This is a genomic window from Phytohabitans sp. LZ39 (assembly GCF_059359075.1).
Genome location: NZ_JCADBM010000016.1, coordinates 17,873 through 44,672, shown reverse-complemented (window position 1 = coordinate 44,672; position 26,800 = coordinate 17,873). Strand labels below are relative to the sequence as shown.

Below are 26,800 nucleotides of genomic sequence, written 5' to 3'. Positions count from 1 at the left end.
CGTCACTGCGAAGAAGGGAGGATCCGGTGGAAGTCCTTGTCATCAACGCCGACCTTGGCCCGCTCCACCGGGTCAGTCTCCGCCACGCCGTGCGGATGCTCGTCCGGCGCGTGGCCGAGGTACACGAGGCACACCCCGACCGGCTGATCGGCATCTACCCGGTGCCCACGGTCGTCCGCCTCGTCCGCTACGTCGTGACGAAGTGGCGGTACACCGCGGGCCCCGCGTGGTCCCGCGCGGGCGTCCTGGCCCGCGACGGCCGCCGGTGCGCCTACTGCGGTGGGCTCGCCACGACCGTCGACCACGTTGTGCCCCGCTCCCGCGGCGGCCGCAACACCTGGCTGAACACTGTCGCGGCCTGTGATGGCTGCAACCAGCGCAAGGGCGACCGCACCCCCGCCGAAGCGGGCATGCGGCCGCTCTACGAGCCGGCGACCCCGTCGTGGGCGTCGCTCGCGCGCTGATGGATGCGGCCGGCGCCGTCACGGGCGCCGGCCGCCCAGCCCTCGTAGCCCAACCGGCAGAGGCGCCGTCCCGAGATGGCGGTCACGTGCGCGTTCGACTCGCGCCGAGGGCACACATACACCGATGGGGTGGGTGCTGGTGCACAGCGTTGCCTTGCAAGCTCCGCGTCCGCGGTTCGATACCGCGTCACTCCACGCTCGTGCTCGTGATGGAATCCGGTAGACATGCCGCGCTCAGAATGCGGTGCCCCAAAGGGCGTGGGAGTTCGACTCTCCCCGAGCACACATGCCGACGTAGCTCAGCTGGCCAGAGCAGCCGCCTGTCGAGCGGAAGGTCGCGGGTTCGAGTCCCGTCGTTGGCGCGTACAGTCCCGTCCCGCCGTGGCCCGCGTGGTAAGGGCGTCGCTCTGATAAGGCGAAGGCAGGTGGTTCGACTCCACCCGGCGGGACTCATGCCCTGGTGGCGCAGTGGATAGCGCACCTGACTACGAATCAGGAAGCCGCAGGTTCGAATCCTGCCCGGGGCACGCTTTCTGGGAGAGGCCAGCCGATTGGTGCCGGCGCCCGTCTCGAAAACGGTGTAGGGCTCAGGCCCGTGTGGGTTCGACTCCCACCCTCTCCTCCACGCGCCGGTAGCTCAGCGGCAGAGACAACCGCCTCTTAAGCGGTGGGTCGTGGGTTCGAGTCCCACCCGGCGTACTGCGGTGTAGGGAAGTTCGGTCGTTCCCGCGGGCCTCATAAGCCCGAGATCGCCGGTTCGAATCCGGCCACCGCCACGTCCCGATGGCCCAGTTGGTAGGGCGCCGCCTCGACACGGCGGAGGTCGACGGTTCGAGTCCGTCTCGGGGCACGCGACGCGCGTTCGGCTATGGGTAGGCCCCTGGTCTTTCACACAGCGAAGCGGGTTCGAGCCCCGCACGCGCGACTCATTCGGATGTCGCCCAACAGGCAGGGCCCGCGGCTGTTAACCGCGTGATCCCGGTTCGAATCCGGGCGTCCGAGCGCACGTTCCAATGCCCGTGTAGCTCAACGGAAGAGCACCGCTCTTACAAAGCGGAGGCCGGGGGTTCGACACCCTCCGCGGGTACGGTGGCTGTGGTGTACCGGAGGTGCACACCAGATTGTGGCTCTGGAGGGCGCGGGTTCGACTCCCCGTAGCCACCCCAAGCAGGCGCTCATGCGGTGTGAGGCGCTGCCTGTAAAGCAGTGGCCCGTGGGTTCGACTCCTGCCGCCTGCACATGCCCTCGTAGCGCAGCGGAAGCGCGCGGCCCTCCGAAGGCCGAGGCCGCTGGTTCGAATCCAGCCGGGGGCGCGCACGGTCGAATGCCCGAGTCTGGTCAGGGGGCGGTCCGCAAAACCGTCATACGCGGGTTCGAATCCCGCTTCGGCCTCGAATGCCATCCACTGTGGACCGCGTGAGCGCGGGCGCTGGCTGCTCGGCCGTCCCTCATAAGGACGGTGTGCCCGGATCGACACCGGGGCTCACGACATTTGCTAGTCCATCCAATGAGGAGTGTGGGAGGTGACGGAGATGCTGTGGTGCCGACTGGGCAATGGTTCGGAGTGGGGAACGGCGCGGCGCGTACGTGGCCGTCCCGGCAGGCGTCGTGGTCGCCGGGCATCCTGACGGATGCCCGGCGGCGCTCGTCGGATGGCGATGAGCACGTCTAGCCACATCGGCGCCTAGAGAGCTCCGGATTCCTGGTAGGCTCCGTATGCGACGCGGCCCCGGCAGCACCGGGGCTGACAGCGATTCAGGCAGATACCTCTGGGTCAGTAGCCCGCGGGGCATGCCCTCGACCGTCAGGTTCTACAACGCCCGCGCAGGTCCGAGCGGACCTGCGCCACGCGTTGTGTCCGTCGTAGGAGAGATCAGCATGGTGTACCAGTTTCTGGCACACAGAAGCCCCAGCAAGAGCCGCGTATTCGCCCTCGTCAGGACCGGCGAGGATCACCTTGAGGCGGTTACGACTCTCGGCGCCGCGGATGCCGATGTCACCGACGCCTCGTCTCGGCGCTCAACTCCTACCTTGCGGAACGTGACGAGGGTCCGCTGCACGCCGTGCTCGATCGCCTGCCGGACGCGGTGCGCATCGCTGTGCGGAGCTTCGTGCGGGAGCGATGCGCGTTCGAGTTGGGTGCTTTCACCGGCTACGGACCGATCGACGAAATCCGCCTGTGCTACTTCAGCCATGCGGATGAGGAGTTCATCCAGTACTTGGACGCCGCATACGTCATCGGCCTCGGCATCCGGGCGACCAACGAACTCGGAAGTGCGGGCGACGTCAGCTGGGAGGTCCAGCTCCTGTCGGACGAGGTGTTCGTCCCGGCGGCCGCCGAGTCGAGAACCTGGACGTTGCCGCAAACTCCGGTCCTACGCACCTGGACGAGCGAGGAGGCGGTGCGTGATCCCGTGGTCAGCGCTGTCGCCGTCGCGAGGAAGGCCAGTGACGACGGATACTGGGTCCGTCTGCACACCCTGGCCAAGGGCGACGGTGAGGTCGAGATGGACAGCACCTCGACCTCGACGTTTGTCGTCGATGTCTTCGACGCTCCCATCCCTCGCTCCGCGCACGACGAGTGACTCCGTGGGCCAAGCGCGACCGGCGGCGGATCGCGATGCCGCGGCCATCGGCTCCAGAGTGACTACAGCGCGATTTTGGCGCGCGACGCGGCGAGGCGGCGGGCGCCCGGCATGTGCGACGTGAAGAGCCACGACTCGGCGGCGCAGCGGCGGCAGGCGCGTGCCGTGCCCACCTGCCGCCGAAAGCCGTGCGGGTCGACGACGAGCAGCCGGTGGCGCTCCTCGAGCTGGTGGCCGCAGCGGCGGCACACGCCCAGGTCGACCTGGGTGGTGGTGTACGAGTAGTGCCGCTCCGCGTACCGGATCTGCTCGGCCGTGACGCCCTTGACCTTTAGGTCAGGATTGCGCGGCGGCCCACCGAGCAGGCCGCCGAGCACCGAGTGGGAGACCGCGTCCGCACCGCCCGCGAGTGGGTGGAACACGCGGCGGATCCGGCCGAACGCGTCGCTCGAATGGGCGGCCAGCCACTGGTCGTCGGCTTCCGTCCGCCACGGCTCCCAGCTGTCCCAGGCGACCACCCCTCGACGATACTCCCGGAGTCCGGTGGGCCGGGCGGGTCAAACCGCGGTCCGCCACCCCCGCTGGTTGGTTCCCCGTCGTGCGTCCACTGGGTAGGCGCACGCCCAACTCAGGTGGGCGGCGGCTCGATGTCGCACTCGATCCGCTCGCCCCGCTCCGCCCTCCGTACGTCTGGATGTGCCGGGCCCAGCAGCCGTCCGAGCTCATCGACCGCCTCCCGACGGCGCGCCTCGCCGGCCTTCTGATCCCCGGACGCCGACACGTCGAGGGCGAGGTTGGCCGCGCACGCCCAGGTCTCCGGGTGGTTTGTCCCGCGTACCCTGCGAAGGGCGTCGAGGGTCCGTTCGCCGAGTGCCGCGGCCGCCTCGTGCAGACCGCCGTGCGCCAGGCCGGTAGCCAGGCCGGTCGCGACCACCAGCGTGTACGGATGGTCCGGGCCGAGAACGCGCCGCATCTCGTCGAAGGTGCGCTCGTCCACCCGATGCGCCTCTCGCCACCGGTCCAGAGCGCGGAGGATGGCCGCCAGGTTGGCGGCGGCGGCGAGCGTGTGCGGGTTGAGGTCGCCGAAGATCCGCCGGTACCGGGCAAGCGCCTCGGTAGCGAGGCTGCGCGCGCCGATGGGGTCGCCGACGGTGCGCAACGCGTTGGCGTAGCTCATCATCGCGGCGAGCGTGTGCTCGTGGTCCGGCCCGAACCGCTGCTGGCTGGCTTGATAGTTGCGCCGGGCCTCGTCCACCGCCGCGCCGTGCTCACCGAGCTTGCGCAGCGCGATCGCCACTGTGCGTCCCGCCCGCAGCAAGTCGTCACTGCGATTGCCCTGCCGCTGCGCCATCATCGGCACGTATCTTCGCTGGAGATCGTGTGCCTCCTGGTAGCGGCCCAGGTCGTACAGGTTTCGAGCGAGGTTTCGGATGGAAACGAAAGTACGTGGGTCTTCGTCTCCGTAGCGCGATCGCAGCGTCTCGACGAGCTTCGCATCGATCTCGTGCGCTCGGCTGATCTCGCCCGTGAGGCGCAGGTTGACGGCGAGATTGCTGAGGGCATTGAGGGTGCGCACGTGTTGGGGTCCGTACAGGCGCCGCAGCCGGTCAACGCGGTCTTCGTCGAGCGCGAGCGCCTGACGGTAGTCGCCGGTGACGCGCAAGAAGTAGGCGGCGATCGTGACCATGGCGAGTGTGTGGGAGTGGTCGGGGCCGTAGTGCGGGCTCTCGCGGAGGGAGGCCAACGTCTCGAAGATCATTGATCGGACGTCGTCGTAGTGGCCGAGGGCGAGTAGCGCGTAGGCGAGGTGACGGGTCGCGAGCGTGGTCAACTCGTGGTCCGCGCCGAGGCCGCCCGCGTCCGGCGGCCGGCTCCACGCGTCGACCGCCGCCCGGCCCAACCGGGCGGAAGCCTCCAGGTCGCCGACCCGCTCCAAATACCGGATCTGGTCGAGCACGGCGGTGCGGGCCGGCATCTGGCTGGAGTTGATCGCGTCGGAGGCCAATAGGTGTGTTCCGACCTCCGCGTGCATCGTCCACGTCACCGGATTGTCCGGGTCGCCGGGGTTGGCCGCGCCGAGCAGCCGGTGTACCTCGCCGCGGATGCGGGAGGTCTCGTCCGCGCTGAGCCGCTCGCGCAGCACCAACTGCACGAGCCGGTGCACCTGGATCCGCTGGCTATCCAGGTCTAACCGAGCGAGTCCAAAGCGTCCGATTTCGCCGACGATCCGTTCCAGTGCGTCGGGCTGATACAGCACGCGGCTCAGCGGTGGCGCGATCTCGCCGTCGCGGCCGCTGCGAAGCACGACGAGGGACACCGGGTCGGGTGCCATGAAGGCCAGGATTTCAAGCAACTGAGCGGCTGCGGGCACCTCGTTGGCGAGGCGGGTGAAGGCGAGGTCCACGAGGGCGACCACGTTGGCGGGTGAGCCGGTCGGGCGCCCGGTGGAGAGTAGGTCGTCCATGTGCGCCGCGAAGAGCCGTAAATACTCGGCGACCGGCATTCCGGTCGCCTTCTGCATCGACCGCACCTGGGCCAGCGCGAGGGGCAGGTCGCCGAGCCGCTCGGCCAGCTGGTCGAAATCCTCCACCGAGCCGGCGGCACCGGTGCCGCGGAGGAAGGCGATGCTCTCACCGCGCCTGAACACGTCAACCGCGAGTGATCCACTCGACGCGGCCCAGACGGGGTTGCGTGACGTCACGATCGTGTGGCCGCCAGCGGACGGCAGCAGCGGCGCGACGTCCTCACGGAGGTCGGCGTTGTCGTAGACGACCAGCCAACGCAGGGCGCTCGTCTCCAGAGCGTCGAGCACCGCGCGGGCGGCCTGCCGTATGTCGGTCGCATCCGGAAGGTCCAGCCGCTCGCCCAGGGCCGCCAGGGCGGCGACCGCCTGCGACGGATGCTCTGCCGGAACCCACCAGACCACGTCGTAGTCGTCGGCCCAGCGGTGGGCGTACTCGGCGGCGAGCTGAGTCTTACCCACGCCGGCGAGGCCGTAGAGGGCGAGCGGGACGCGTGGTGCGCGCAGCAGCGCTTCGCGGACCTGGGCTAACACGCCATCCCGCCCCGTGAACGCGGGATTGCGTCCGGGAAGGTTGGTCACGAGGGCGCGGGTGGAACGAGGCTCCGCGGCTCGGCCCGGTGGTGAGGGCGCGGTGTGCGCCTCCACCGATGCTGACTCGCCGGTCGGGTCCGATGCGGCGAGCCACAACCGGTGAAACCGGCGCACCTCCTCGTCGGGATCCCGGCGGTTGACCGCCCAGTCAGCGAGCTGCCGCACCACGCACTCGACTTTGACCCACCGGGTGAGCGCGGTGCCGCGGAGCATCGCGCTGATCGTCTCATGGCTGACGGTGTCGCGAAAATCTTCGCGATCCCTGATCGCGGCACTGATCCGTCGCACACCGGGCTTTCCCGCGTCGCGATGTAAGTCGCGGAGGGCGAGGACTAAATCTCGTAAATGTCCGTCAGGTGGCCGGCCGAGATTTGGTCCTGCCACCGCCACGCCGCACTCCCTGGGCTTCGATGGTGTCAACGATCGTCAAAGTCCGTCAAGCGACGGTAGTCAATTGAAGGCGCAGGGGCGATGGTCCGTCAAGCCTTGTCGAACTACGACAGAAATGTGATGTCTACGAACCTCGTAGCGGAGCATAGAAGCGTGGCGCCCGGAATCTGATTGGCTTTTCGGCCGCCACGACGACCATCACCGACCGGTACAGGTGCGACCCCCCGAGCACCTGGGAAGGCGAGGGCCCGATGAGCGACAACGGACAGAAGCTGATTCCGACCGCGATGGTCGACGCCGCGCACCGGCCGTTGCGCGAGCTGTTGGCCCTGCGCGAGTCCGGCGACAGCGCGCTCGACCATTGCCTACGGCGTGTGGCGGAGGAGGCGGCGAACGGCTCGCGCAACCGGGTCGCGGCCTTCAACGCTTGCCTTCCCCGTCCGAGCTGAATCACCGACGATGCGGACCACGCCAGTTGGCACCCCGTTCCGGCAGTTCATCGTCAAGCTGCACAGCCGGTGCAACCTGTCCTGCCGGTACTGCTACGTCTACCACCATGTGGATCAGAGCTGGCGTACCCGGCCGAACGTGATGTCGCCGAAGACCGTCGCCGCCCTGGCTATGCGGATCGGCGAACACGCGCGGCGGCACGGACTTCCCGAGTTGCTCGTGGTCCTGCACGGCGGGGAGCCGCTGCTAGCCGGCCCTGATGTCATCGATGCCGCCGTCGGTGCCATCCGGCGTGCGGTTCCCGCCAGTACGCGGGTCGATGTCACCTTGCAGACCAACGGCACGTTGTTGGACGACCGATTTCTCAAGGTGTTTCACCGCCGCGAAATCGGCGTCGGTGTCAGCGTCGACGGTGGATCGGTCGCGCACGACCGGCACCGGCGATTCGCCGACGGCCGGCCCAGCTTCCATCTCGTACGGCGTGCCCTGCGGACCCTGAACCAGCCCGAGCATCGTGACCTCTACGCCGGCCTGCTGTGCACTATCGACCTGGCAAACGATCCGGTCGGCGTGTACGAGGATCTGCTCGAGTTCGACCCGCCGCAGCTTGACCTGCTGCTGCCGCTCGGAAACTGGGTGCACCCGCCACCCGGCCGGGAGCCGGGCGCGGCCGGCACGCCGTACGCCGACTGGCTCATCCCCATCTTCGACCGGTGGTTCGCCGCTCCGCGTCGCGAAACGGCCATCCGCCTGTTCGAGTCCCTGATCACCCTGCTCGTGGGCGGCGAGAGCCACACCGAAGGGCTGGGTTTCAACTCGCCGGACGCGATCACCGTGGAAACGGACGGCGCGCTGGAACTGACGGACGCCCTCAAGACGACGGCACAGGGCAAGGGCGCGACCGGATACAACGTCCAGCGAGACGGGTTCGACGTGTTGGTGGATCACCCGGGGGTACGGGCACTGCGCCGGCTCTGGGGGGATCTCGCGCCCGCCTGTCGCGCCTGTCCCGTCGGCTCCGTCTGCGGTGGCGGGCAGTTCTCACACCGGTACGGGCCGGACGGCGGGTTCCGGCATCCGTCGGTGTACTGCGCGGACCTGTTCAAGCTCGTGGGGCACGTCCGGAAGCGGTTGGAGGCGGAACTGGCCGTCCGCCGGCTCGCCGCGAGCGCCTGAACATGGACCGGTACACGCTCACCCGCGATCAGTTCCTCAGCCTCGCCAGCGGATACGGGACGCCGGACGCGATCGCCGTCCTGACCGACGGCCGGCTCGCCCGGCAACGCCTGCTCGTACTCGGCGCGGTGGAACGGGTAGGTCCGGCGGCGCGGGACGCCCTCGGCCTGCTCGCCGACGTGGAGGCGGCCGCGCCAGCCGCTGTCGAGCAGGCCCTGCGGCATCCGTTTCTGGAGGTATGGGCCGCGCGGACGCTGCGAGCCAGCGCCGAGCGGGCGCGCGCCGGCTATCTCGCCGCGCTCGCCGCGGCGGCCGCCACCTCGGCCGGGATAACCTTCGAGCTCACCCTGCCGGCGGTGCGTGATGGGTTGGTACTGCCCGGGGTGGGCGCCGCCACCGGCCTTGGGCACGGCGCGGTACGGCTGCGTGGCGACGGCGAGCGGCTGACATTCGAAGGCACCGCACGGCGCATTCGGCTCGATGCCCCGTTCTCCCGCGAGTCGCCGCATTGGCGGCCGGCACGCAGGATTTCCTTGGGCTCAGGGCCACACGCGCTCTCGCTCCTCGTCGAAGACGTCGACCCCTACCGGCGCTGCTACACCCATCCGGTCGCGCGCCGGCTGCCGGCCGCTCGGCTGGAGCGCCTCGCGCGCGCGTGCGAGGACGCGTGGCGCATCCTCGTCCGCGAGCAGCCGCGGCACGCCGCGGGCATGCGCGCGGTACTGCGTGCCCTGGTACCCCTGCGGGACCCCGCGCCGGGAGCCGTGGTCAGTGCCACGTCACGCGAGGCGTTCGGCGCGGTCGCACTGTCCGCACCGTCCGATGTGGATCGCCTTGCCGAGGCGCTGTTGCACGAGTACCAGCACGCTAAGCTGAGCGCGTTGGCGGACCTGGTGCCGCTCTGCGAGGCCGGCGGTCCGGCCCGGTACTACGCGCCCTGGCGCCCGGATCCACGACCCGCCGGACCTCTTCTGGACGGCGCGTACGCGTACACGGGCGTGACCGCGTTCTGGCGAGCGCGACGGCGCACCACCGCCGGTGAGGCGGCTCGGTTGGCCGAGTTCGAGTTCGCGTACTGGCGCCGGGATACCCTCGCCGCGCTGCGGCAACTCGCGGAAGGCGGAGAGCTGACCGCCTACGGCGAGTTGTTTGTGCGGCGGCTGCGGCGGTCCGTGGTCCGATGGGCGGCGGAGCCCGTTTCGGAGGATGCGGGGCGGGTCGCGGTACGGTACGCCGTGGCGAGCGAGGTCGGCTGGCGTCTCGCCCACCTCGCGGTGGACGGAGCGGAGGCGAAGGCTCTGGCGGGCGCGTGGGAGGAGGGGAGGTCGTGCCCTCCGATATCCGCCGCACGCGTCGTCGCCGGGGCACCACGCGTCGCCCAGACCGCGCGCGAGGCGTGGCTGGGTGGCGACCGGCCGCTCCCCGACGTGGCGCCGACCGTGCTCGCGCAGCGTGCGGCGCGGACCGGCGACGCCGACGACTGGGTGGCGTTCGCCGTGGCCCTGCACGTGGCAGACGAACGCGACGCTCGGGCGGCCGTGCTCCGGCCGGAACTGATGTGCGCGGTCGCCGACCGTTTGCGCGCGGCCGGTTATCCGCTCGATCTCGTCCCGCTGGCGCGGTGGCTGGCGGCGGGCCTGCCCGACGAGGCGTCAGATCGGTAGCGGCTCGATGTCGACGTCGATGCGCATCCAGTCACCCGCGGACCTGGCGTAGGGGTGTTCCGCACCCAGTGTGTTCCGCAGCCGCTGAGTGGCATCCGCGTGCGACGCCTCGGCCCGGTCGACGTCTTCGGAGCGGTGGCTGATGGCGTAGTTGACCGCCGCGGCCAGCACGGTGGGATGCTCCTCCGGCAGGGCCTTGCGCAGCCGCGAGTACGCCGCTTCGTCGCGCTGCCGCGCCTCGGCCCGCGCGCCGTCCGCGTACAGCGCGTTGGCCAGCGTGAGGAGGCCGGTCAGCGTATGCGGGTGGCGCGGGCCCAGGCTTGCCTGGAGCCGCTCGGTGGTGCGTTCCGCCAACCGCCGGGCGCTGTCGACGTCACCGGCCCAGCGCCGGAAGATACTCAGGTTGTTGCCGGCGGCCAGCGTGAGCGGGTGGTGCTGCCCCCACAGCTCCCGGCAGACGCCGTAGATCTCCTCACCGGCCTTGCGGGCGTCTTCGTGCTGGCCCAACGCCCACTGCACGCACGTCAGCTCCAGCCGGCAGGCGATGGTGTCGCGATGCCGGCCGCCGAACAGGCCTTCCGTGCGGGCATAGGTCTGCGAGATGAGATCGCCTGAGGTGGTGAGGTCGCCGAGCCGGCGCAATGTGACCGCGAAACTCTTCGCCGCACGGAGGGTTTGCGGGTGTTCCTGGCCGAGTGTCTCGGTGCAGCCGTTCGCGGCGGACTCGTCGTTGTTTCGTGCACGGGCCAGGTCACCGAGCTCTCGAAGGTCGGTGCCGAGATTGTCCTGAGAAGACAGTGTTGCCGGATGCCGGTGTCCCAACACCTTGCGCCGCCGTTCCAGGGTTTCCCGGTCGAGCCGGGCAGCCTCGGAGAACTCCCCGACCAGCCGTAGCGAGGTCGCTAGGTTGCTGACTGCATCCAAAGTCAGGGGGTCGTCGTCGCCGAGCACGGAACGCATCGCTTCGGCGGTGCGCTCGTCCAACTCACGCGCGTCGTGGAACTGGCCCCGAGCCCGGAGATCCGCGCCGAAACTGGAGGCGGCGCGCAACGCGTATGGATGCTCCTCGCCCAGGGTGGCGCGGAGCCGGGCCAAACTCTCCTTGTTGAGCTCGTACGCCTCGTCCTCGTTGCCCCCGTAGCGCAACGCCACCGCCAGCTCGTAGTTGAGCCGGAGGGTGGAGGTGTCGTCCTGACCGGTGCGGGGCGACCATTCGCGCAGCGCGGCGCGGGCAAGCTCTTCGGCGCTCGCGACGTCAGCGCGCTTCCACAGGTAGCGGACCGTGTCGATGACCAGCAGGCGTACTTCAGGTGCTTCGGACTCCAGCACCCCGGAGGGTTGCAGGTGAGGGCGGAGCGCCTCGTAGACCTTCCAGTTATCCCCATTGTCCGGGCTGCCCCGCTCGACGGCGGCGAGCACCGTGTGCACGTCGGCGCGCCGCTCCGCCTGCTCCTCCTCGGTGAGCCGGGAACGGATGATCTCCTGGGTGAGCCGGTGCATGACCACGCCGGTGCGCGGTGCGCCGGTGTCGACCCGGGCGAGCGCGTACCGTCCGATCTCCCTGTTGAGGGTGGCGTGCAGCATCGGGTCGTGCATGCGTGGATCGATCGGGGTCAGCAGCTCGGTAAGGCGCTTGTTGGAGACGAGCCGGTACGGGATGGCCTCCGGCGCCATGCACGCGTACAGCTCTGCCAGCCGGGCCGCCGCCGGGTTGCGCTGGCGCAGCTCGTCGTAGGCGACGTACACAGTGGACGTGATGGTCTCCCGGTACTCGTCCGGGGCGCTCTCCTCCATGGCACGCGCCGCGCTGCCTTCCAGCAGGCGCAGGTAGTCTTCGACCGCCATGCCAGTGGTCGCCAGCCAGCCGCCGGCCTGCTCCACAGCGAGTGGCAGGTCGCCGACGCGAGCGGCGAGTCGCCGGGCGTCGCCCTCGGCGATCTGGGAAACCCGGCGCCGCAGCAGCTCGACGCTCTCCTCGCGCTGAAACACGTCGATGTCGAGCATCGGCATCCGCGCGCTCCACTGTGGATTACGCGAGGTGATCAGCGTGTGGCCGGCGCCGGTCGGCAGCAGGTCTTCGAAATCGCTCGGCGCGTCGGCGTTGTCGAACACCACAAGCCAGCGCCGGGTCGGGCTGCCCACGCGCAACGCCTCGAGCACCGCGGCGACCTGGGTCTCCACGTCGGTACCTGGCTTGAGTTTCAGCCGTTGCGCCAGGTCGGCCAGGGCGATGCGGCCGCGGCCGGGCTGGGTGGCGGAGATCCACCACACCACGTCGTAGGCGGCCGCGAAGCGGTAGACGTACTCGATCGCGAGCTGTGTCTTGCCAACTCCCGGCAGGCCGGTGAGCGCGAGCTGGCTGCCGCTGGTGCCGCTCGCCTGTAGGCGGTCGCGGATCTCTTCCAGCAGCGCGCCCCGACCTGAGAAACGGGCGTTGCGGCCGAGCTGGAGGTTCCAGTACTCCACCCCCACCGACGGATAGCGGATCTCGGCCGGCTCGGCGTACAGGTCGTCCGGGTGGCGCAGCCGGCTGCCCCCACCGCCGAGCGCCGGAGCCAGCATCTCGAGCGTCCGATCCTCCGGCACGCCCATGGCGTCGACCAGCGATCGCGCCGCTGGGGCGGGCTCCAGCGGGGTGGCGTCGACGCGAAGGGTGACGTGGAAATGCGAGTCACCGGACGCGACCCGCTCGGCCGCCAGTCGGGACAGCCGGCCCGCCTCGGCGTAGCGGACCAGGTCGCGGGAAACAATGGTGATCAGCCGGTTTACGCCCTCGAGGCTCGGCACCGGGTTGCGCACGCAATACAGCCGCACCCGCTGCCCGGCACCGCCCAGGCGGTCGCGCAGCCACTCCGCCCAGATGCGGTCCAGCGGGGCGTAGGCCACGAGCACGGTCATCGGCTCGGGTGGCGTGGACTGCTCGAAGGCGCGAACCACCGCCATCCGCTCTGCGTCTCCAATGGACAGTGGCTTGCAGTCATGGCCCGCGATGCGGCCGGCCAGCCGTAGATAGCGGGCGAGCAGCGAGCCACCCGCCGACGACGTGTCACCGAAGACGGCCAGCACTTCTTCGTAGGCGTAGTAAGGGATGTACGGCACTTCCATGCTGTCCCAGTAGGTGGCCGAATCCTCGCCCTCCAGGAAGGTCAGGTACGGCTCGAAGCTGCGCCGGGCGAAGCTGCGCCCCCGGTCGAGCTTCTGCTTTTCGCCGGCGTCGATGCGGGTCGGCAGGGGAAAGACGACGGCGTCGCACTGGCTCATGATGGATTGGGTCATCGCGACCGCGCCGACGGTGCTCTGGGTGTTGAGCGTGAAGCAGTTGACCACTATGTCGGGGAGTCGGATCGTGCAGATCCCAGCCGTGTCGCTGCTGCCCGTGCGGCTGTCGATGAGCACGAAGTCGTAGGCCTTGCGCATGTTTTCGGCCAGCGCGTCGATCAGCCAACCGCCGCGCCGCTTGCGCCAGAAGGAATCCCAGTCGAAGGTGCTGACCTTGGTGACGTAGGCGCTGTCTTGCCGGCCGGCGGGTACGAAGTCGACGACGCCGCCGGACGGGAAGTCCCACGTGAGCGAGACCGCGTAGTCCTCGATCTGCGCGAGCTCGGCGAAGCGCTCGGGCCGGGCGCCGGACTGCATGGTGGCATCCGAGTATTGGCGCACCAGGTCGAGGATCCCGTCGGACTGGCGGATCTGCTTGTCCTGGAGGAACGGGTGGAAGTAGCGGTGCAGACCCGGCGACTCGAGGTCCCAGTCGATCGTGAGCACGCGGTATCCGTTGGCGGCGAGAAGCCAAGCCACATTCGCCAGTGCCATCGTGCGACCGGTGCCGCCCTTGTACGAATAGAAGGTGACGACGCGCCCGGAGTGACGAGGATCGTTGCCACTCATCGCGAGTCGCCTCCTGAATGATCGGGCGGGATGGGGTTCAAGCGGGGCATGTTGTTGGGTGGGGCTGGTGGCCTCGACCGCCGCGGTGGGCCGCCCGACGGCCTGGGGCCGCGCGGAGGCCGCGATCCACCGGCTGGCGCGATCCCGTCGTCGCCGCCGTCGGGAAAGGCTGGCTCGATGTCGTCGAAGGCCGGGCGGCCGCGCTCCGGCGGGATCTCGTATCGCTTGTTGAGCTCGACGACGTGCAACGCGAGCCCACTCACGAAGTTGTAGTAGGCGTCATGGTTTTTGCGCAGCAGCATCAGCTTGCGCAGCCCCTGGACGTGGTACTCGTCGCCGAACGTCGCGTCCCGGTACTGGTAGTGGGCCGCGACGGGCGGAAACCCGGTCGGCACGACCCACAGCAATGGAACGAGGGAGGCGGGATGACCGGCGACCCGGGCCGGTGCCTTCGCCATCCGCCGGGCGAAGATCGTCCATTCCTTGCCGCACGCCGGGCGCTCGAAGTAATGGTGGCTGCACAGGGCGAGGAAAACCTGACACGTGCACAACGCTTCGACCAGCGCCGGCGACCAGCGCTGGCCGGCCCGCAAGGTGCTGTCGCAGAAACCGATACGGTCGTCGGACCAGCCTGAATGCAGCCGCACGTCATGGCTCAGGTCGTTGTGAAACTTCTGCACCAGCTCGTCGTCTGGGCCCGAATCATGCGCATAGCTGACGAAGTAGCGGAGCCTACTTGTCGCACGATTGTTGGGCACCTGGTCACTCCCGAGGTCGCCGCCGCCCGGGCGAGGGGATGGAGGGGTATCGAGGGTGCCGGCCGGCATTGACCGCAGTTCAGTGTAGGGCGCTGCCGCAAGCATCAGGGTCCACTCAGTAGTGGTCGTTCACCTGGATAGTCGCCGGCGGGAAGATGATGCACCGGTCCATCGCGAAAGACCTGGTTGCGGGCCTCTTCGATGGCCCTGATCAAATCGGCGTCGAACCGATCCGGCGTCTCGATCTCGCTGCGGAAGAGCGGATCCCGCCGCCGGCTCGCATCGCGAAAGGTGCGCCGCAGCGCGAACCCGAGATCGTCGCGGTTTCGGGTGGTCTCGTCGTCAGCCAGGTTTGCCGGCACGAGCACCGCGGTGTTGCCGAGGCCGCGCCGGTCGATCTCGGCGAGCATCCGCCGGTAGGTATCCAACCGGGTGGCCCACCAGTCGACCAGCAATACGACTATCTGGTTGTCGCGCCGGGCTTGTTCGAGCCGGTCGAGGAAGTCGTCCAGCGACCCGACGTCGGACTGGAGGAGCGCCTCCGCGGCGACCGACTGGGCATGGTGGGCCAGCGGCACCGTCAGCGCCGGCAGGTACGGACGCCAGTCCTCGGGAGACGGCCCGTAGAAACGCACGTCTTCTCGCACCTTGTCCATCTCGTCGCGGCTCGCGGCCGCGACGGCGAAGTGGACGTGCGGCGTACCCGCCAAGCCCTGGTCCGTGGGATCGTCCGCCATCGTCGAGACGCTGGGTGTGTCGGCCAGCGCCGGAATCGAAGCCAGGACCGGCGGGCTGTCGGCGGCGGCCGCGACGATCTCCCGCGCCACGTCGGCGACGAAGGTCTCGTACCGCTCGCGGAGTCCCCGCAACTTCACGAGTTGGCGGACCCCGCGCCGGGTGCCGCCATACTCGGGCACGAGGGTGGCGCTCGCGAGCTGGGGCATCGGGTCGGCCAGCGCCCATGCCAAGACGATCAGTGCCGGCGACCCGGAGCCGGGCTCGCGACCCTGGCGGCGCAGGCGCTCCTCGAAGATCCACAGCTGGCGCCCGCACGCCTCGTTCAGCGCGTAGCGAGGGGACCACAGGGCGACGAACACATCGGACTCGGCAAGGGCCGGCACCATGCCCGCCGGCCACGCTTCGAGAGTGGCCGGGACACCGCCGGAGAATCCGCACTCGGGCTCCGGCTGGCCGGTCAATGTGGACACAGCGCGCCGGAGGTCAACGAAGAGCTGCCTGACGTGTAGGTCGTCCTCGCCAGCGGCCCAGCTCAAGAAGAAATTCGGCACCTGTCCATTCCTTCGGTGGGCCGGAAGCTTTCGATCGTGGTTTCCGCCGGGGCGCCGAGTATGGGGTCGAGCACGCCGCCCGGTGTTGACCGAGAATCGGACAGTCGTGCCGCGAGGGGGAGGTTATACCTCTCCACATCGGTGGGCAATCCGGGTCTTGACGGCGCGCTAACGGCTGACTTGCGCGTGCGCGATGTTCCGTGCCTGGTCATGGCTTGCCTGCCGGGAGTCGCCAGCGCGACCGTAACGAGGGCATAACAACATCTGCTGGCATTCCACAACCTCCCCGGCTTGAGCGCACCTCCCACATAGGCCACTAACGGTGTCCTGAGCATGCAAGCCACCGGATATCAGCTTAGCGACAGTTGGCCCGATTACTCCCGAAAGCCGGCTGTGTCGCTCGGTTAAGCCGGGCTCTTTAGTCGCTGTCGGGATCGCGACGCCTGCTCGCCGGCGCGGCCGAGGGCCCAGGCCGGTTCCCTGACGACGGGACTCCGGCACAGCCCGTGTTTATGCAGGTCAGATGCCTGTCAAGTCGGGGTGGCGGGATTTGAACCCACGGCCCCTCGCTCCCAAAGCGAGTGCGCTACCAAGCTGCGCCACACCCCGTGCGCTGAGAAGTCTATGCGGTCACCTCGACGGCCGGCGCAACGCCCCGCGCGGGCCGGCCGGATGCCGCGCGCGCCCGACCGCCCCGACCCAGTACTCTGGTGGCGCGCCCCGGCATAGTCGGGGCACGCGCGGGCGTAGCTCAATGGCAGAGCTTCAGTCTTCCAAACTGACGGTGCGGGTTCGATTCCCGTCGCCCGCTCTCTAGTCCCGGCCCAGGTCAGAGCCAACTTTTCATCGATGACTGTGCCCCGCATGGGCTGCTTTTCGATCTTGCGTGCCATTGGCGTGCCACTAGCCGACGCGTGCCAGCTGACCGTCGTCCGGGTCGTCTGGCTTGCGCCGGTTGTTCCGTTTTGGATCTTGCTTCGAGATCCGCTTGTCCATGCCGGCCGCGATCTCGCGGTCGCGCTCGCTGGTCGCGTGCTGGTAGATCAGCGCGGCCCGCATGCTGGAGTGCCCCATCCGGTGCATCAGCTCGCGCGTGCTCGCTCCTGTCGACGCGGCGAGGTTGTTGCCCGTGTGGCGTAGGTCATGGAAGTGGAAGCCGTCAGGCAGCCCCACGGCGGCGACGGTCGCCTTCCACCTCACGGCCCGTCCGAAGTTGCCGGTCCGCAGCAGCGCTCCCTTGTCGCCGGTGAAGACCAGGGCCTCCGGGGTGGGCGCGACGTGTTGGAGCAGGTGCGGCTTGAGCGCGGTCACTGCGGCCGCCGGAAGTGTGACGGTCCGGTTGCTCGCCTCCGACTTGGGCGGCCCGAACTCCATCCGGTTGCGCAGCGCGGCCAGCTTCCGGGGCACCCGCACCACGGCAGCCGCCAGGTCGACATCGGACCGGCGCAAGGCGGCCAACTCGCCCCAGCGCAGTCCGGAGAACGCCGCCACGAGGATGAGCGCCCGAAACCGGTCAGGCACCGCTTCGGCCAGCCGGTACACCTGGGCTACGGTCGCCACCGGTCGCTCCGGGGTGTGGTACCTGTCGTATCCCTTGATGCGGCATGGGTTCTGCCGAATGATCTCGTCTTCCTTGACCGCCGTGTTCAGGATCGCCCGCAGCAGCGAGTACGCCTTCACCGCTTGCGGCTCCGGCGTGCCGCCGTCGAGGAGCTTCTTGCGCCACGTGCGGATGGTCTGGGGCCGGATCGTGCCCAGGGCGAGGTCTGCAAGGTACGGGCGGATGCGTAGCCGGTACAGGTCTTCGTAGTTCTCGCGAGTGCGTGGAGCGAGCCTGCGTTCTGCGATCCACTGCTGGGCGTACTCACCGAGCAGCACCTCACCCGCCTCTGGCGCCGCCCAGTCGCCCTTGATGATCTCGGACTCGACGATCGTGAGCCACTTCTCCGCCTGCTTCTCCGTCTCGAACGTGTTCGGCGCCGTCCGCTCGATGCCGTCCGGTCCGAGGTACCGCGCCTGATGGCGGCCGGACGGAAGCTTGCGGACGTTGCCGAAACGGCGGCGGCCATTTCTCCTGGCCATCAGGCAGACTCCCTCAGGTAGCGGCGCAGCTGCGCGCGACTGATTGGTACGACGCGGTTCTTCTCGATGTAGGCCGCCACGGCGGACGCTTCGAAGCGCACCAGCCGGCCAACCTTGACGTACTCGATGAGCCGCTCAGCGACGAGCCGGCGCACAAATCGGGGTGTTGCACGGAGTCGAGCAGCGACCTCATCGGCGGTCAGCAGCTCGTCATCCATCCGGCGTCCTCCTTCTCCGGTCATGCGGCCTGCGGGTTCGGTCGCTGAGTTGCCGAAAGGCGTTGTCTGGCTTGGTGCAACTCTGTGCGCCATCGGATGCGTGCGGAGACGGCGCGTAGGATGCGGTGTTCGAGTGGTGGGATGTCGGGGTCGTCGGGCCGAGCCAGTTCGAAGGTGTACCGGTCGGCTTGGGGTTGTTCCTCGGTGTCCGCCAGGCCACCGCCGAGGATGCTCCTGATCCACGCTCGGTTGTCTGCGCGGTGGTCGGTGAGGGTCTTGCCGGACCATTGCCGAGAGACGAGCACGCGTCGGCCGGTGAAGCCGAGGGTGTTGCGTTGGTGGACTTTGCCGGAACAGCGTCCGGGTGTCAGGCCCGCCTTGACGCCGTCCGGCTGGATTCCGTAGAGCAGCCAGTTGGCGCAGGTAGGCGAGCACGGCAGGGTGGCCAACGCGGCGTGGAGCCGGTCGAAGTGCGCCCGCTGCGCGTCCGATTGCGGCGCGGCGTGTTCGGTGAGGTCTTTGGTGACGTATTTGGTGACGTAGCGGATGGCGCGTTCGGTGTCTTTGCCGCCGGCTTCGATGCCGCGTGCGTCGATCCGGCCGAGCCGGGCGACGTAGGCCGGTTCGGCGTCCTCGTCTTCCAGTTCGTCCAGTGCCTTGCTCCAGCTGCGCAGTGGTTGCTTGGTGCGTGGGTCGAGGTAGGCGCCCTGGTCGGTGTCCCAGATCGGCGGTCGGTCCACTGTGTACTTCGGTTGGTCGAAGGCCGGCCACCAGACCTGGTGGTAGGTCGCGCCGGCTACCTGTTTGAGCAGCCGTCGGGGCAGGGTGCCGCGGATCGCGAAGTGTGCGTGTGGGGCGAGGCGGCGTTGGAGCTCGACGGCGCCGGCGTATTGGACGTTCCACCCGGCGGCGCGGCGTAGGTTTTGCCACCAGCGGTCCAGGACGCGGGCGAAGTGGATGGCGTCGAGTGCGGCCCGCCGGTAGTCGTAGCTGGCGGGGTCGATCGGCGTGCCGAGCACGTCGTCTCGCTGGCCGTGCCTGGTGCCACATTCGCAGGGCAGGACGTAGGCGCCGCGCCGGATGTGCTGGTGCACCGACCCGTGGGAATCGAGGGTGAGGGTGACCAGCATCGAGGGCCGGTGGGTCTTGCCAGTCCTGCCGGCGTAGACCCGCCCGACGGTGCGCGCGTCGACCGGCAGGCGGGGCAGGTCCGGTGAGTCCTGGCGCCGCCTGGTGGACCGCTTCCGGCGCGGCCGGTGGTCGTCCCGGTCGCGCGGAGTCAGGTGCCCGCGCAGGCTCGCTTGTGCGAGATGTTCGTCTACCTCGGTGGTGGCGGCGTCGAGGTCGGCCAGCTGGGCGGCCCGCTCGTCGGGTGTCATGGGTTCGTACATGAGTTGTTCGCGGGCGAACTCCAGGTGTGCGCGGTAGCGGATCAGCTCCAGCACCTCGCCGGTAGGCCGGTCGGCTTGCACGGCCGGTTCGTCGGCCAGGTGCCAGCCTTCGCGGATCTGCTGGATACGGAGACGGCGGTTGCGTTCGGCGCAGGGCTTGCACTTGGCGGCCAGCCGCGCCCCGCAGGGCACTTCGACGACCTCGGTGAGGCCGGTGTGGGTGTCGGTGCGGCGTAGGGCGAGGGGGCGGACGCAGACGCCGTGTTGTTCGGCGAGCAGGCGTAGGGCGTCTTTGGCGAGGGGTTGGCGCATTCGGGCGGCTCGGGAGCCCGGTCGCGGGTCGACGGGATGGGGCTCGGTCACTGGTCACCTCCAGCGGGTGTGTTGCCGTTGCGGGACGGGAACCCGGTGACCGGGACCAGTGCCCGACTTGGTGTGTCCCGTTGGCGGATCTGCCGCAGCAGTTGCGATGCGGTGCTGTTGCCGATCCGCATTGCCGAGCGCAGCTCGTCGCGGGTGATCGGCCGCCCGGTCGCGGCTTGATGCTCGTGTGCGATCTGGCGTGCGGTTTGGAGCATGTCGACGGTCACGCCGTCCCGGTCGTCCTCAGGGTTGACCTGCGGCGGTACGGGCTCGGGACCGTCGTCCTGTGCCGTCCCGGCCCGGTCCGGCGCGGCGGGGACGGTCAGGACGAGCTTGGACAGGCCGAGGAACGCCAGCGCCGGAACGGCGGACAGCAGCCACCCGGACAGGCCGGGCTTGGCGACCGCGAGCTGCGCGGCCAGGGACAGAGCCACCGCCGCCACCAGAAGCGCCAACGGGTAGCCGATGGAGCCACCGGCCCGCCGCCGGCGGCGGATGGTCAGGAGGGCGGCGAGGGGGATGAGTTCGGAGATGGCGGCGTTGGCCCAGCCGAACCAGTCCCCGGTCCCGGCAGGTGAGTTGTGCATGGTCCAGTCGTGCACGTGGGTGAACGAGGCCGCGCCGGCCATAGTCCCGACAGTGATGAGGATGAGGACCAGGACCACGCCCTCGACACGTTCGCTGCGGGTCACAGGGCACCACCGCCCGGCCGGGCGTAGTCGCGGACCAGTTGGGTGATGTCGTGGTCGGTGAGGTAGGAGAACCGGACCCGGACCGGTTCCCGAACCCCGTCCAAAGCGACATAGCCGATCCCCGGCGCGGTCTCCGGGATCTGATCGCAGAGAGCCCCGCGGTCCCGAGCACCGTCGCCCAGGACCATGTCCACCTCTTCCTTCTCGACCAGCCGAAGGCCGATGCGGGTGGGGAACAGGTTCCGGAACGGCAGCACCTCTTTGCGTGGATCCTGGAGCGCGGCGATGACGTGGACGCCGACCGCGCGGCCTTGGGACAGCAGCAGGCCGAGTGCTTCTTTGATGCGTTCTTTGACTTTGCGGTCGGTGATGTAGGCGGTCAGTGCGGCCAGCTCGTCGATCAGGATGACGATCAGCGGATCCGCGGGCGTGGGCACGTGCTGCCGGGATGTGCCGCGTAGTCGGGCGGCCCGGTGGCGCATGCGTTTGACGGCCTCTTCCAGGACGCCGGCCATGCGGTCGGGGTCCTCGTAGGCGAAGCGGGCGAACAACGGCGTGCCGGCGGCCAGTTCCATGCCGCCTTTGGGGTCGAAGACCCACAGCTCCACCAGCCCGGAGCGGATGCCGCCAGCGAGGGCTCGTATCAGGGACCAGATGACCGAGCCCTTGCCCGAGTTCGTCGCCCCGGCGATCAGCAGCTGCGAGCCGGTCAGCCGCAGCTGGTAGACGTCCCCGTCCTCCCGGATACCGAGGGGCAGGGCGGTGAAGTCTGGTACGCCGGCCACTGGCAGCGGGGCGACGAGCGCGGCTAGCGGGTCGCGGCGCAGGAACCGTAGCGTCACCCGGTCCGGCTTCGCGGCGGCATACGCGCGGCCGTCGCGGAGCCGGAACGTGTATGCCAGCCGGGGCGCGGCGGTGGCCCAGTCGTCGGGGATCTGCCCGGGTAACAGTCGGACGGTGACCTCGTCCCCGAAGGAGTCGGAGCGGACTTTGCCGAGGCGGGGGATGTACCGGTCGCCGTCGAAGACGGTCGCCAGGCCGCAGGTGGCCATCGCGGACGCCCACCGCCGCCGGTACACCCACACCCGACGCCACCGACCGACCAGCGGATACCAGCCAAACCGCAGCCACGACGCGGGATGCAGCTGCCACCACGTGACGCAGCCGCCGGTGAGGACGAGAACCGCGGCGACGAGGACGACGGTCCCGTACTCGGCCCGCACCCACACCGCGAGGCCGGCCGGGACGGTGAGCCACCAGTACCGGACCGCCAGGACGACGACACGGGCCAGGCCCCGGCCAATCCAGACCAGCAGCATCAGCCAACCGGGAACACGCCACATCGGCACCCGCACGTTCAGTGGCGCGGTGGGGATTTTGTCGCCGGGAATGACGTTGATCAGCGGCATCAGCGGCCACCGCCAGTGTTGGCCGGCCGGGGCGGAAGCTGCGCCAGCGCGCCGGCACGACGGGCGTCCCTGCGACGCACCGAAGCCGACACGGCCGGAGCTTTTCGGGTCCGGGTGCGCCTGCCGCGCGGTGGCGCGGGGACGTGCTTGGTCATGGTGGGCAGCCATTGGCCGCGACCCAGCACTGCGCGTGCATCGGTGGGATCGGCGACGTGCGGGGTGATCGTGGCCGGATCCATCCGGCGCAGCCGCACCACGGTGCGGGCCAGGGTGGCGGCAGCGGCGGAGATCTCGACCAGGGCGGCGACCCGGAGCACGTCGACCGGGCAGCCGGTGTATAGCTCCCGCGCCGCCAGGATGCCCGGCGCGGCGAGCCGGCGAACGGTGATGCGTCGAGGGGTCACAGCACCCACCACCCCGGCCGGGCAAGAGTGCGGCGGCAGGTCTTGCACGCCATGTGCTGCAAGTCGAACCGGCGCGGCTTGACCCAGCGCAGGCAGTGCGGGCAGCGGATCTCGTCGACCAGTGACGGCCGCCGCCGGCGGAAGAGGCGAGGCAGCTTCATGACCGTCCCTCCCGCAGTTCGGCGGCCCGCCGTCGGGCCGTATCGACCAGCTCGACGGCTTCGGCGTGCAGGTAGCCGTCTGTGTCGGCTATCCGCTGGAGCAGGTCGGCTTTGCGGTCGAACCACTCGGTCCGCTCCGTAGCCGAGGCGGTCAGCCCGGGAATCGACTTCAGGAGCGCGGACAAGTCAACGGCGAACGAGGTTCCGGTCATCGCGACCACCCCTCGGCCCAGACCAGACGAAGCCCGTGGGCCGGGTTGGCGACGATCGAGCAGGCGTCGCAGATGAACACGTGCGGCGGCATCGCGGCGAGTTCGTCGCAGATCTCGCAGTGTCGCCACACCTCCCCGCGGCCTGTAGACGTGCGGAGAAGGTGGATTACGGTGGGCACCACGGCCCTCCCTTCCAAGCGAGGGGAAACGGGTTGGGTGCGGGGCGGACCGGAGTCTCTTGGCGGGGAAATCGGCCCGCCCCGCTTGTTTGGATTTGCGATCACGCAACCGGCGCGGACGCGGCAGCCGGTAGGACGGCGGTAGCGCGTAGCGAGTACGCCATCCGGGCTTTGCACGAGCCGGTGGCCTTGCACCGCTGCGAGTCCACATAGGGCGTCAACGTGAGCCCGTCGAACGCGATCGACGGCGGATAGCCCGGCACCATCGAGGCCGGCAGCACCGGCCGATGCGCAGCGATCACCTTCACCTTGACCTCGGTGGACCGGCCGAACCGGCCCGCTTCCGGGTCGAGGTCCATGACCCGGACGACCCAGACACGTTCGCCGGAGTCCTTGTCCCTGGCCTGGTCGTCCGCCTGGCCACGCCGGTCGAAGTCGAGCTGCGCGTCGACGCCGAGGCCGAGCGCGCCGTGTGGGAACACGTACTCGAACGGGACCGGGACCTTCAACGACAGGGGAACCACTGATCAACCTCCCAGCTTGCCGCTAGAGCGACAACTTGACTTGTCGAGTTGTCGTCAAGCATAGCTCGACAACGATGAGCGTCAAGGAAGTTGATCGATGGATCTGAAGAACCTCAGTGGAGCGGGAAGGAGTCCTCCAACTCGTGCCGGTTGGCAGGCAGGACCGCGTCGACGGCGAGCTGTGGTTTTCCGGTGATGTCGAACACCGTGATGAGCAGGGTGAGGACGCTGTCGCGGCGACCGATCTTCAACAGCTCCGACTCCTCGGCGGTGGGCAGACGGGCGGATAGTCGTTCGGTGGCGTGGTCGAACTGGACGTCCTTGCGCTGTCCCAGATGCCGCAGCACGCTCCCGCTGATGGGTTCCGGCTTGCCGATTTCGGTGCTGGCGGCCAGTTCGACCGGCACGTACAAGGTGGACAGTTCCACCGGCCCGATCTCAGCGACGACCAGGCGGCGGCGGGCGATGACCGGGGTTTCCGGGTCCAGGTCCAGGGCGACCGCGGCTCGGTTCGGGGCCATCACCGGGCCGACCCGTAGCACCGTGACGGCGGCGTCCTCGGCCTGGTCCAGCAGGCCGGCCACGTGTGCCGGTGCCCGTCGTGCGGCGGCGCCTGGGCGGGAGCGGACGAAGCGGCCCTTGCCCTGTTGGGACTCGATCCAGCCGTCCTGCTGGAGGATGCCCAGCGCACGGACGATGACCGGGCGGGATGCGTCGAACTCGGCGGTCAGCTGCGCTTCGGACGGGATAGCCGTCCCCGGTGGGTAGGTGCCGTCCTCGATCCGCTGTTGGATCGCATTGACCACAAGGACGTATTTTGGCGGCGCAACCTCGATAGGCATCCGCGCACCACCCCTCATCAGCTCGACCACTCGTCTTGTCAAGACCCTAGCTGAGATTGTGAATGTTGGGAAAGGCCCGAGTGGGTGACCGTGCCTCGGCACAGCGCTGCGAGGACTGACACGTCCGGCAATCCCAGCGGATCAGGTCCGCTGAGCGGCGGCCTTCTCAATCAGCTGGTGGGAGGTGCCGGCGTCGAGGGCGCTGGTGCGGAGTGCGCGGTAGGCCTCGATGGTGCGGTCGGCGATCCGTCCTTCGAGGTAATGGTGTCCGGCGAGGGTGTGTTGGTAGGCGACCGGCGGGTGGTGGTGGAACCGGAAGACGGTGAACCCACCGGTAGTGGTCTGTCGGGCGGTGGGGTTGGCCAGGACCTGCACCTGCACGTAAGGCAGCGACACCAGATGGGTCAGCCGTCCCGAGCCGAGCTGGTGGACCAGGGCGTCGCCAGGTTCCGGGCGCAGCGCTGTCTCCGCGATCACCAGCTCCACCGGCACAGTCGGGTCGGCTGTGGACGGCAGCGGCTCGACGGGTAGGACGGTGGCGAAGATCTGCATTTTGGTGGCCTGCCGGATGAGCCAGTCGAGGGTGATGAATGACGCGTCCGCCCCGTCCTCGCTGTGATCCGGGTGGTCGCCGGTGTCCCAGTGGTGCAGCCGCCAGGCGTGGTCGACGATGGTCAGCAGCCGCTCGCGCAGTTGTACGTCGTGGACGCGGTAGAGGTCGAGCAGGGTGGTGACGTCGCCGCGGCTGATCGGCCAGTCGGCCCACTCGAACCGGTCCCACAACCCCTGTGGCCGCCCGGTCGACGCGGCCACGTCCGCGAGGGTCAGGCCGCGTTGCTCGCGCAGGGCGCGCAGCTGTTGACCGAGCCATCGTGCCCGCAGTGTGCGCACGAACGGTTGATCGGCCGGCGGTGCGGGGATGGGCATGTCCGGGTTCCTCCGTGACGTGGCAAGGGACAGATAGGGGTCTGCCGCCGCCCCTAGGCGCTTTGTTCTGTCTGGGAGTCGGGGCGGCGGCAGACCGGTCTATCGCGGGTGTGCGGCTATTGGCCCGGCTCGGCGGCGGTGGTGTGGGGTTGGGTGTGGGCGTAGTGGACGCCCGCGGTGAACGCCTGATGGGCGCTGATCACCGCGATGGCCAGGCTTTCGCACTGCTCCGCCGTGACAGGGATGCCGAGCCGTTCGCATTCAGCGGCGACCGCCTGCGCGGCCGCCGCGACCGCGGCCCGAGTGGCGTCGGAGTCGAACGGGATCATGCTCATACGGTTTCCTTCTTCCGATCAGAGGGGGTGGCGGCGTGGATTTCCTCGGCGATAGTGGCGATCAACGCCATCGACTCGGCGTGGCTCAGCGCGGTCTCCTGGATGCGTTCGAACGCCTGCATGTAGGTGTTGGCGGCGTTGGCTTCCAGCACGGCCCGGCCGGTCAGCTGCTCCAACACGGCCACCGCCGGGTACGGGGGCCGCAGCTGGCAGACGGTGAACGCGCCGGACAGGCCGGGATGCCAGCCGGTGTACCGGGGTAGCACCCGCACGTGGACGTGTGGTCGTTCGACCACCCGGCCCAGGTGCTCCAGCTGGGCGGCCAGCACCAGCCGGCCGCCGATCGGCCGATGTAGCAGGTCTTCTTCCAGGATCGCCAACAGGCGCATCGGCGGCTTGGCGTCCAATATCTCCTGCTGCCCGATCAACCCGCGCAGCCGCGAGTCCACCAACTGCGCCGGCGCCTTCGGATCCGCGCGACGCAACAACGCTTCGGCGTAGTCGCGGGACTGCAACAACGGCGGGACCACTCCCGGCGCGTACACGAACAGCTCCTCGGTACGCGACTGGATCCACCACGGATCCAACTGCGGCTGATCGTTGACCCCAGCCGTCTCGGTGTCCTTCATCCCGTCGACCTGCCACTGACACACCCGCCAGGCGTTACGGGCCATCGACAGCAACTCCTCACGCTCGTGTTCGGCGTAGACGCCGTACACGTCCAACAGCGCGGCCACGTGATCAGCCCGAAACGGCCACTCCGCCCGCTCATAGCGGGCCAACGTCGAAAATTCGACGCCGAGGAACGCGGCGATGTACTTCAACGTCAAACCACGCTCCTCCCGCATCCGCCGCATCCGGTCACCCAACAACTGGGCACGCAACGAATGCAGAAACGTCTCCCGCTTCGTCGGCACCACACACCTCCTACTCCGGGCCGCGCCGGACAACCGGCTGCCGCGGTCACTGTTCGATGTGGAGGGCGCCGGGGCGGGCGGGGGCAAACATCGCGGCGACCGAGGTCCGTACGCCCTGGCACACCGTTTTGACACCCGCCCCGGCACCCGGTTTCACGACCCCGCCGACACGGGCACCCCGGCGCAGTCCGGGCACGTGCGCCGCCGCAGGCTCACCGGCGACTCACCCGCCCGCACCACACCCCGCGCGCTGGACAGCCGCCAACCACGGCCCTCACAGGAACGGCATTGGCTCGAGACGCTCGGCTCGGTCATGCCACCGACAATCTCGTGGCAGCCTGCGGCAAACCATTACAGCGACTGAT

25 protein-coding genes and 18 tRNA genes are annotated in these 26,800 nt (G+C 69.2%); 23 read left to right on the top strand and 20 right to left on the bottom strand.

The annotated features are described in order from the left end of the window. Positions 1–26: 26 nt before the first annotated feature. The 18 genes from AC5L36_RS27895 (at position 27) to AC5L36_RS27810 (ending at position 3,049) form a co-directional block, all read left to right on the top strand. Positions 27–464, top strand: coding sequence for an HNH endonuclease (locus tag AC5L36_RS27895; RefSeq protein WP_441221526.1), 438 nt, complete (start codon positions 27–29; stop codon positions 462–464). Between the two features lie 38 nt (positions 465–502). Next, positions 503–577, top strand: a tRNA-Leu gene (locus tag AC5L36_RS27890). Between the two features lie 87 nt (positions 578–664). Continuing rightward, positions 665–749: transfer RNA gene (locus tag AC5L36_RS27885), tRNA-Leu, on the top strand. Positions 750–752: 3 nt separating this feature from the next. Then, positions 753–826, top strand: a tRNA-Asp gene (locus tag AC5L36_RS27880). A gap of 13 nt (positions 827–839) precedes the next feature. Beyond that, a tRNA-Ile gene (locus tag AC5L36_RS27875) sits at positions 840–913 on the top strand. 5 nt (positions 914–918) lie between these two features. Further along, positions 919–991: transfer RNA gene (locus tag AC5L36_RS27870), tRNA-Arg, on the top strand. Positions 992–1,000: 9 nt separating this feature from the next. Next, positions 1,001–1,089 (top strand) — tRNA-Ser (locus AC5L36_RS27865). Between the two features lies 1 nt (position 1,090). Then, a tRNA-Lys gene (locus tag AC5L36_RS27860) sits at positions 1,091–1,163 on the top strand. A gap of 1 nt (position 1,164) precedes the next feature. Further along, positions 1,165–1,240, top strand: a tRNA-Met gene (locus AC5L36_RS27855). A gap of 1 nt (position 1,241) precedes the next feature. Further along, positions 1,242–1,314: transfer RNA gene (locus tag AC5L36_RS27850), tRNA-Val, on the top strand. A 5-nt stretch (positions 1,315–1,319) separates the two neighbouring features. Beyond that, a tRNA-Glu gene (locus tag AC5L36_RS27845) sits at positions 1,320–1,389 on the top strand. A 5-nt stretch (positions 1,390–1,394) separates the two neighbouring features. Beyond that, positions 1,395–1,466, top strand: a tRNA-Asn gene (locus AC5L36_RS27840). Between the two features lie 13 nt (positions 1,467–1,479). Beyond that, a tRNA-Val gene (locus tag AC5L36_RS27835) sits at positions 1,480–1,551 on the top strand. Positions 1,552–1,553: 2 nt separating this feature from the next. Then, positions 1,554–1,630 (top strand) — tRNA-His (locus AC5L36_RS27830). Between the two features lies 1 nt (position 1,631). After that, positions 1,632–1,702 (top strand) — tRNA-Tyr (locus AC5L36_RS27825). A gap of 3 nt (positions 1,703–1,705) precedes the next feature. Next, positions 1,706–1,777 (top strand) — tRNA-Arg (locus AC5L36_RS27820). Between the two features lie 5 nt (positions 1,778–1,782). Next, positions 1,783–1,856, top strand: a tRNA-Cys gene (locus AC5L36_RS27815). Positions 1,857–2,527: 671 nt separating this feature from the next. Further along, entirely contained in the window at positions 2,528–3,049 is a 522-nt protein-coding gene (locus tag AC5L36_RS27810) for a hypothetical protein (protein ID WP_441221524.1), read from the top strand. A 62-nt stretch (positions 3,050–3,111) separates the two neighbouring features. Here AC5L36_RS27810 and AC5L36_RS27805 read toward each other — a convergent pair whose 3' ends face one another. Continuing rightward, positions 3,112–3,567, bottom strand: a complete 456-nt coding sequence (locus AC5L36_RS27805; RefSeq protein WP_441221522.1) for a hypothetical protein — start codon at positions 3,565–3,567, stop codon at positions 3,112–3,114. A 110-nt stretch (positions 3,568–3,677) separates the two neighbouring features. Next, positions 3,678–6,377, bottom strand: coding sequence for an FxSxx-COOH system tetratricopeptide repeat protein (fxsT, locus tag AC5L36_RS27800; RefSeq protein WP_441221520.1), 2,700 nt, complete (start codon positions 6,375–6,377; stop codon positions 3,678–3,680). A 428-nt stretch (positions 6,378–6,805) separates the two neighbouring features. Here fxsT (AC5L36_RS27800) and AC5L36_RS27795 point away from each other — a divergent pair, with 428 nt between their 5' ends. From AC5L36_RS27795 to AC5L36_RS27785, 3 genes are read left to right on the top strand one after another with little or no spacing between them, the layout of a single operon-like run. Then, complete coding sequence (locus tag AC5L36_RS27795) at positions 6,806–7,003, top strand: FxSxx-COOH-like cyclophane-containing RiPP peptide (RefSeq protein ID WP_441221518.1); 198 nt, start codon at positions 6,806–6,808, stop codon at positions 7,001–7,003. Between the two features lie 10 nt (positions 7,004–7,013). Then, positions 7,014–8,180: an FxsB family cyclophane-forming radical SAM/SPASM peptide maturase gene (locus AC5L36_RS27790; RefSeq protein WP_441221516.1), complete on the top strand. Its 1,167-nt coding sequence runs from the start codon at positions 7,014–7,016 to the stop codon at positions 8,178–8,180. Between the two features lie 2 nt (positions 8,181–8,182). Continuing rightward, positions 8,183–9,844, top strand: a complete 1,662-nt coding sequence (locus tag AC5L36_RS27785; protein ID WP_441221514.1) for an aKG-HExxH-type peptide beta-hydroxylase — start codon at positions 8,183–8,185, stop codon at positions 9,842–9,844. Here the strand turns inward: AC5L36_RS27785 and fxsT (AC5L36_RS27780) are convergent. The 4 genes from fxsT (AC5L36_RS27780) to AC5L36_RS27765 all read right to left on the bottom strand — a co-directional run bounded on the left by fxsT (AC5L36_RS27780) (position 9,833) and on the right by AC5L36_RS27765 (position 16,388). Continuing rightward, positions 9,833–13,732, bottom strand: a complete 3,900-nt coding sequence (fxsT, locus tag AC5L36_RS27780; protein ID WP_441221512.1) for an FxSxx-COOH system tetratricopeptide repeat protein — start codon at positions 13,730–13,732, stop codon at positions 9,833–9,835. The genes AC5L36_RS27785 and fxsT (AC5L36_RS27780) overlap by 12 nt on opposite strands. Further along, on the bottom strand, positions 13,729–14,490 hold the full coding sequence (locus AC5L36_RS27775) for a TIR-like protein FxsC (protein ID WP_441221510.1): 762 nt from the start codon (positions 14,488–14,490) through the stop codon (positions 13,729–13,731). The genes fxsT (AC5L36_RS27780) and AC5L36_RS27775 overlap by 4 nt, the downstream gene beginning before the upstream one ends. 104 nt (positions 14,491–14,594) lie before the next feature. After that, positions 14,595–15,779: an FxsC protein gene (gene fsxC / locus AC5L36_RS27770; protein ID WP_441221508.1), complete on the bottom strand. Its 1,185-nt coding sequence runs from the start codon at positions 15,777–15,779 to the stop codon at positions 14,595–14,597. A gap of 535 nt (positions 15,780–16,314) precedes the next feature. Next, positions 16,315–16,388: transfer RNA gene (locus tag AC5L36_RS27765), tRNA-Pro, on the bottom strand. Between the two features lie 131 nt (positions 16,389–16,519). On the opposite strand from AC5L36_RS27765, the gene AC5L36_RS27760 reads away from it, so the two are divergent. Then, a tRNA-Gly gene (locus tag AC5L36_RS27760) sits at positions 16,520–16,590 on the top strand. 92 nt (positions 16,591–16,682) lie between these two features. Here AC5L36_RS27760 and AC5L36_RS27755 read toward each other — a convergent pair. From AC5L36_RS27755 to AC5L36_RS27690, 14 genes are all read right to left on the bottom strand, one after another. Beyond that, on the bottom strand, positions 16,683–17,861 hold the full coding sequence (locus tag AC5L36_RS27755; protein WP_441221506.1) for a site-specific integrase: 1,179 nt from the start codon (positions 17,859–17,861) through the stop codon (positions 16,683–16,685). Continuing rightward, positions 17,861–18,079 (bottom strand): helix-turn-helix domain-containing protein, encoded by a 219-nt coding sequence (locus tag AC5L36_RS27750; RefSeq protein WP_441221504.1) that lies wholly within the window; start codon positions 18,077–18,079, stop codon positions 17,861–17,863. The genes AC5L36_RS27755 and AC5L36_RS27750 overlap by 1 nt, the downstream gene beginning before the upstream one ends. Before the next feature lie 20 nt (positions 18,080–18,099). Next, positions 18,100–19,782, bottom strand: coding sequence for a replication initiator (locus tag AC5L36_RS27745; RefSeq protein WP_441221502.1), 1,683 nt, complete (start codon positions 19,780–19,782; stop codon positions 18,100–18,102). Between the two features lie 47 nt (positions 19,783–19,829). Continuing rightward, on the bottom strand, positions 19,830–20,462 hold the full coding sequence (locus AC5L36_RS27740) for a DUF2637 domain-containing protein (RefSeq protein ID WP_441221866.1): 633 nt from the start codon (positions 20,460–20,462) through the stop codon (positions 19,830–19,832). Positions 20,463–20,521: 59 nt separating this feature from the next. After that, positions 20,522–21,934, bottom strand: a complete 1,413-nt coding sequence (locus AC5L36_RS27735; RefSeq protein WP_441221500.1) for an FtsK/SpoIIIE domain-containing protein — start codon at positions 21,932–21,934, stop codon at positions 20,522–20,524. Next, a complete protein-coding gene (locus tag AC5L36_RS27730; protein ID WP_441221498.1) occupies positions 21,934–22,338 on the bottom strand; it encodes a hypothetical protein in 405 nt (134 codons plus the stop codon). The genes AC5L36_RS27735 and AC5L36_RS27730 overlap by 1 nt, the downstream gene beginning before the upstream one ends. Next, complete coding sequence (locus AC5L36_RS27725) at positions 22,335–22,499, bottom strand: hypothetical protein (protein ID WP_441221496.1); 165 nt, start codon at positions 22,497–22,499, stop codon at positions 22,335–22,337. Before AC5L36_RS27725 ends, AC5L36_RS27730 begins: the two co-directional genes overlap by 4 nt. Further along, positions 22,496–22,711 (bottom strand): AMED_5909 family protein, encoded by a 216-nt coding sequence (locus AC5L36_RS27720; RefSeq protein WP_441221494.1) that lies wholly within the window; start codon positions 22,709–22,711, stop codon positions 22,496–22,498. The genes AC5L36_RS27725 and AC5L36_RS27720 overlap by 4 nt, the downstream gene beginning before the upstream one ends. After that, positions 22,708–22,890 (bottom strand): hypothetical protein, encoded by a 183-nt coding sequence (locus AC5L36_RS27715; RefSeq protein ID WP_441221492.1) that lies wholly within the window; start codon positions 22,888–22,890, stop codon positions 22,708–22,710. Before AC5L36_RS27715 ends, AC5L36_RS27720 begins: the two co-directional genes overlap by 4 nt. A 101-nt stretch (positions 22,891–22,991) precedes the next feature. After that, positions 22,992–23,414 carry a hypothetical protein gene (locus AC5L36_RS27710; protein WP_441221490.1) on the bottom strand — a complete coding sequence of 141 codons (423 nt, stop codon included), beginning with the start codon at positions 23,412–23,414 and terminating at the stop codon, positions 22,992–22,994. A gap of 113 nt (positions 23,415–23,527) precedes the next feature. Further along, complete coding sequence (locus AC5L36_RS27705) at positions 23,528–24,256, bottom strand: GntR family transcriptional regulator (protein WP_441221488.1); 729 nt, start codon at positions 24,254–24,256, stop codon at positions 23,528–23,530. A gap of 141 nt (positions 24,257–24,397) precedes the next feature. Next, a complete protein-coding gene (locus AC5L36_RS27700; RefSeq protein ID WP_441221486.1) occupies positions 24,398–25,183 on the bottom strand; it encodes a Scr1 family TA system antitoxin-like transcriptional regulator in 786 nt (261 codons plus the stop codon). 116 nt (positions 25,184–25,299) lie between these two features. After that, positions 25,300–25,518 carry a hypothetical protein gene (locus AC5L36_RS27695; protein WP_441221484.1) on the bottom strand — a complete coding sequence of 73 codons (219 nt, stop codon included), beginning with the start codon at positions 25,516–25,518 and terminating at the stop codon, positions 25,300–25,302. After that, positions 25,515–26,348 carry a helix-turn-helix domain-containing protein gene (locus tag AC5L36_RS27690; RefSeq protein WP_441221482.1) on the bottom strand — a complete coding sequence of 278 codons (834 nt, stop codon included), beginning with the start codon at positions 26,346–26,348 and terminating at the stop codon, positions 25,515–25,517. Before AC5L36_RS27690 ends, AC5L36_RS27695 begins: the two co-directional genes overlap by 4 nt. Between AC5L36_RS27690 and AC5L36_RS27685 the strand changes: the two genes are divergently transcribed. After that, positions 26,332–26,799 carry a hypothetical protein gene (locus tag AC5L36_RS27685; RefSeq protein ID WP_441221481.1) on the top strand — a complete coding sequence of 156 codons (468 nt, stop codon included), beginning with the start codon at positions 26,332–26,334 and terminating at the stop codon, positions 26,797–26,799. The genes AC5L36_RS27690 and AC5L36_RS27685 overlap by 17 nt on opposite strands. Position 26,800: the final 1 nt, after the last annotated feature.

What these genes read in the sequence shown, in the direction of transcription:
- AC5L36_RS27795 (WP_441221518.1), top strand. Translation starts at nt 6,806, where the DNA reads ATGAGCGACAACGGACAGAAGCTGATTCCGACCGCGATGGTCGACGCC.
- AC5L36_RS27755 (WP_441221506.1), bottom strand. Translation starts at nt 17,861, where the DNA reads ATGGCCAGGAGAAATGGCCGCCGCCGTTTCGGCAACGTCCGCAAGCTT.
- AC5L36_RS27790 (WP_441221516.1), top strand. Translation starts at nt 7,014, where the DNA reads ATGCGGACCACGCCAGTTGGCACCCCGTTCCGGCAGTTCATCGTCAAG.
- AC5L36_RS27745 (WP_441221502.1), bottom strand. Translation starts at nt 19,782, where the DNA reads ATGCGCCAACCCCTCGCCAAAGACGCCCTACGCCTGCTCGCCGAACAA.
- AC5L36_RS27740 (WP_441221866.1), bottom strand. Translation starts at nt 20,462, where the DNA reads ATGGCCGGCGCGGCCTCGTTCACCCACGTGCACGACTGGACCATGCAC.
- AC5L36_RS27705 (WP_441221488.1), bottom strand. Translation starts at nt 24,256, where the DNA reads ATGCCTATCGAGGTTGCGCCGCCAAAATACGTCCTTGTGGTCAATGCG.
- AC5L36_RS27700 (WP_441221486.1), bottom strand. Translation starts at nt 25,183, where the DNA reads ATGCCCATCCCCGCACCGCCGGCCGATCAACCGTTCGTGCGCACACTG.
- fxsT (WP_441221520.1), bottom strand. Translation starts at nt 6,377, where the DNA reads ATGCTCCGCGGCACCGCGCTCACCCGGTGGGTCAAAGTCGAGTGCGTG.
- AC5L36_RS27725 (WP_441221496.1), bottom strand. Translation starts at nt 22,499, where the DNA reads ATGAAGCTGCCTCGCCTCTTCCGCCGGCGGCGGCCGTCACTGGTCGAC.
- AC5L36_RS27750 (WP_441221504.1), bottom strand. Translation starts at nt 18,079, where the DNA reads ATGGATGACGAGCTGCTGACCGCCGATGAGGTCGCTGCTCGACTCCGT.
- AC5L36_RS27720 (WP_441221494.1), bottom strand. Translation starts at nt 22,711, where the DNA reads ATGACCGGAACCTCGTTCGCCGTTGACTTGTCCGCGCTCCTGAAGTCG.
- AC5L36_RS27785 (WP_441221514.1), top strand. Translation starts at nt 8,183, where the DNA reads ATGGACCGGTACACGCTCACCCGCGATCAGTTCCTCAGCCTCGCCAGC.
- AC5L36_RS27735 (WP_441221500.1), bottom strand. Translation starts at nt 21,934, where the DNA reads ATGCCGCTGATCAACGTCATTCCCGGCGACAAAATCCCCACCGCGCCA.
- fxsT (WP_441221512.1), bottom strand. Translation starts at nt 13,732, where the DNA reads ATGAGTGGCAACGATCCTCGTCACTCCGGGCGCGTCGTCACCTTCTAT.
- AC5L36_RS27695 (WP_441221484.1), bottom strand. Translation starts at nt 25,518, where the DNA reads ATGAGCATGATCCCGTTCGACTCCGACGCCACTCGGGCCGCGGTCGCG.
- AC5L36_RS27685 (WP_441221481.1), top strand. Translation starts at nt 26,332, where the DNA reads ATGTACTTCAACGTCAAACCACGCTCCTCCCGCATCCGCCGCATCCGG.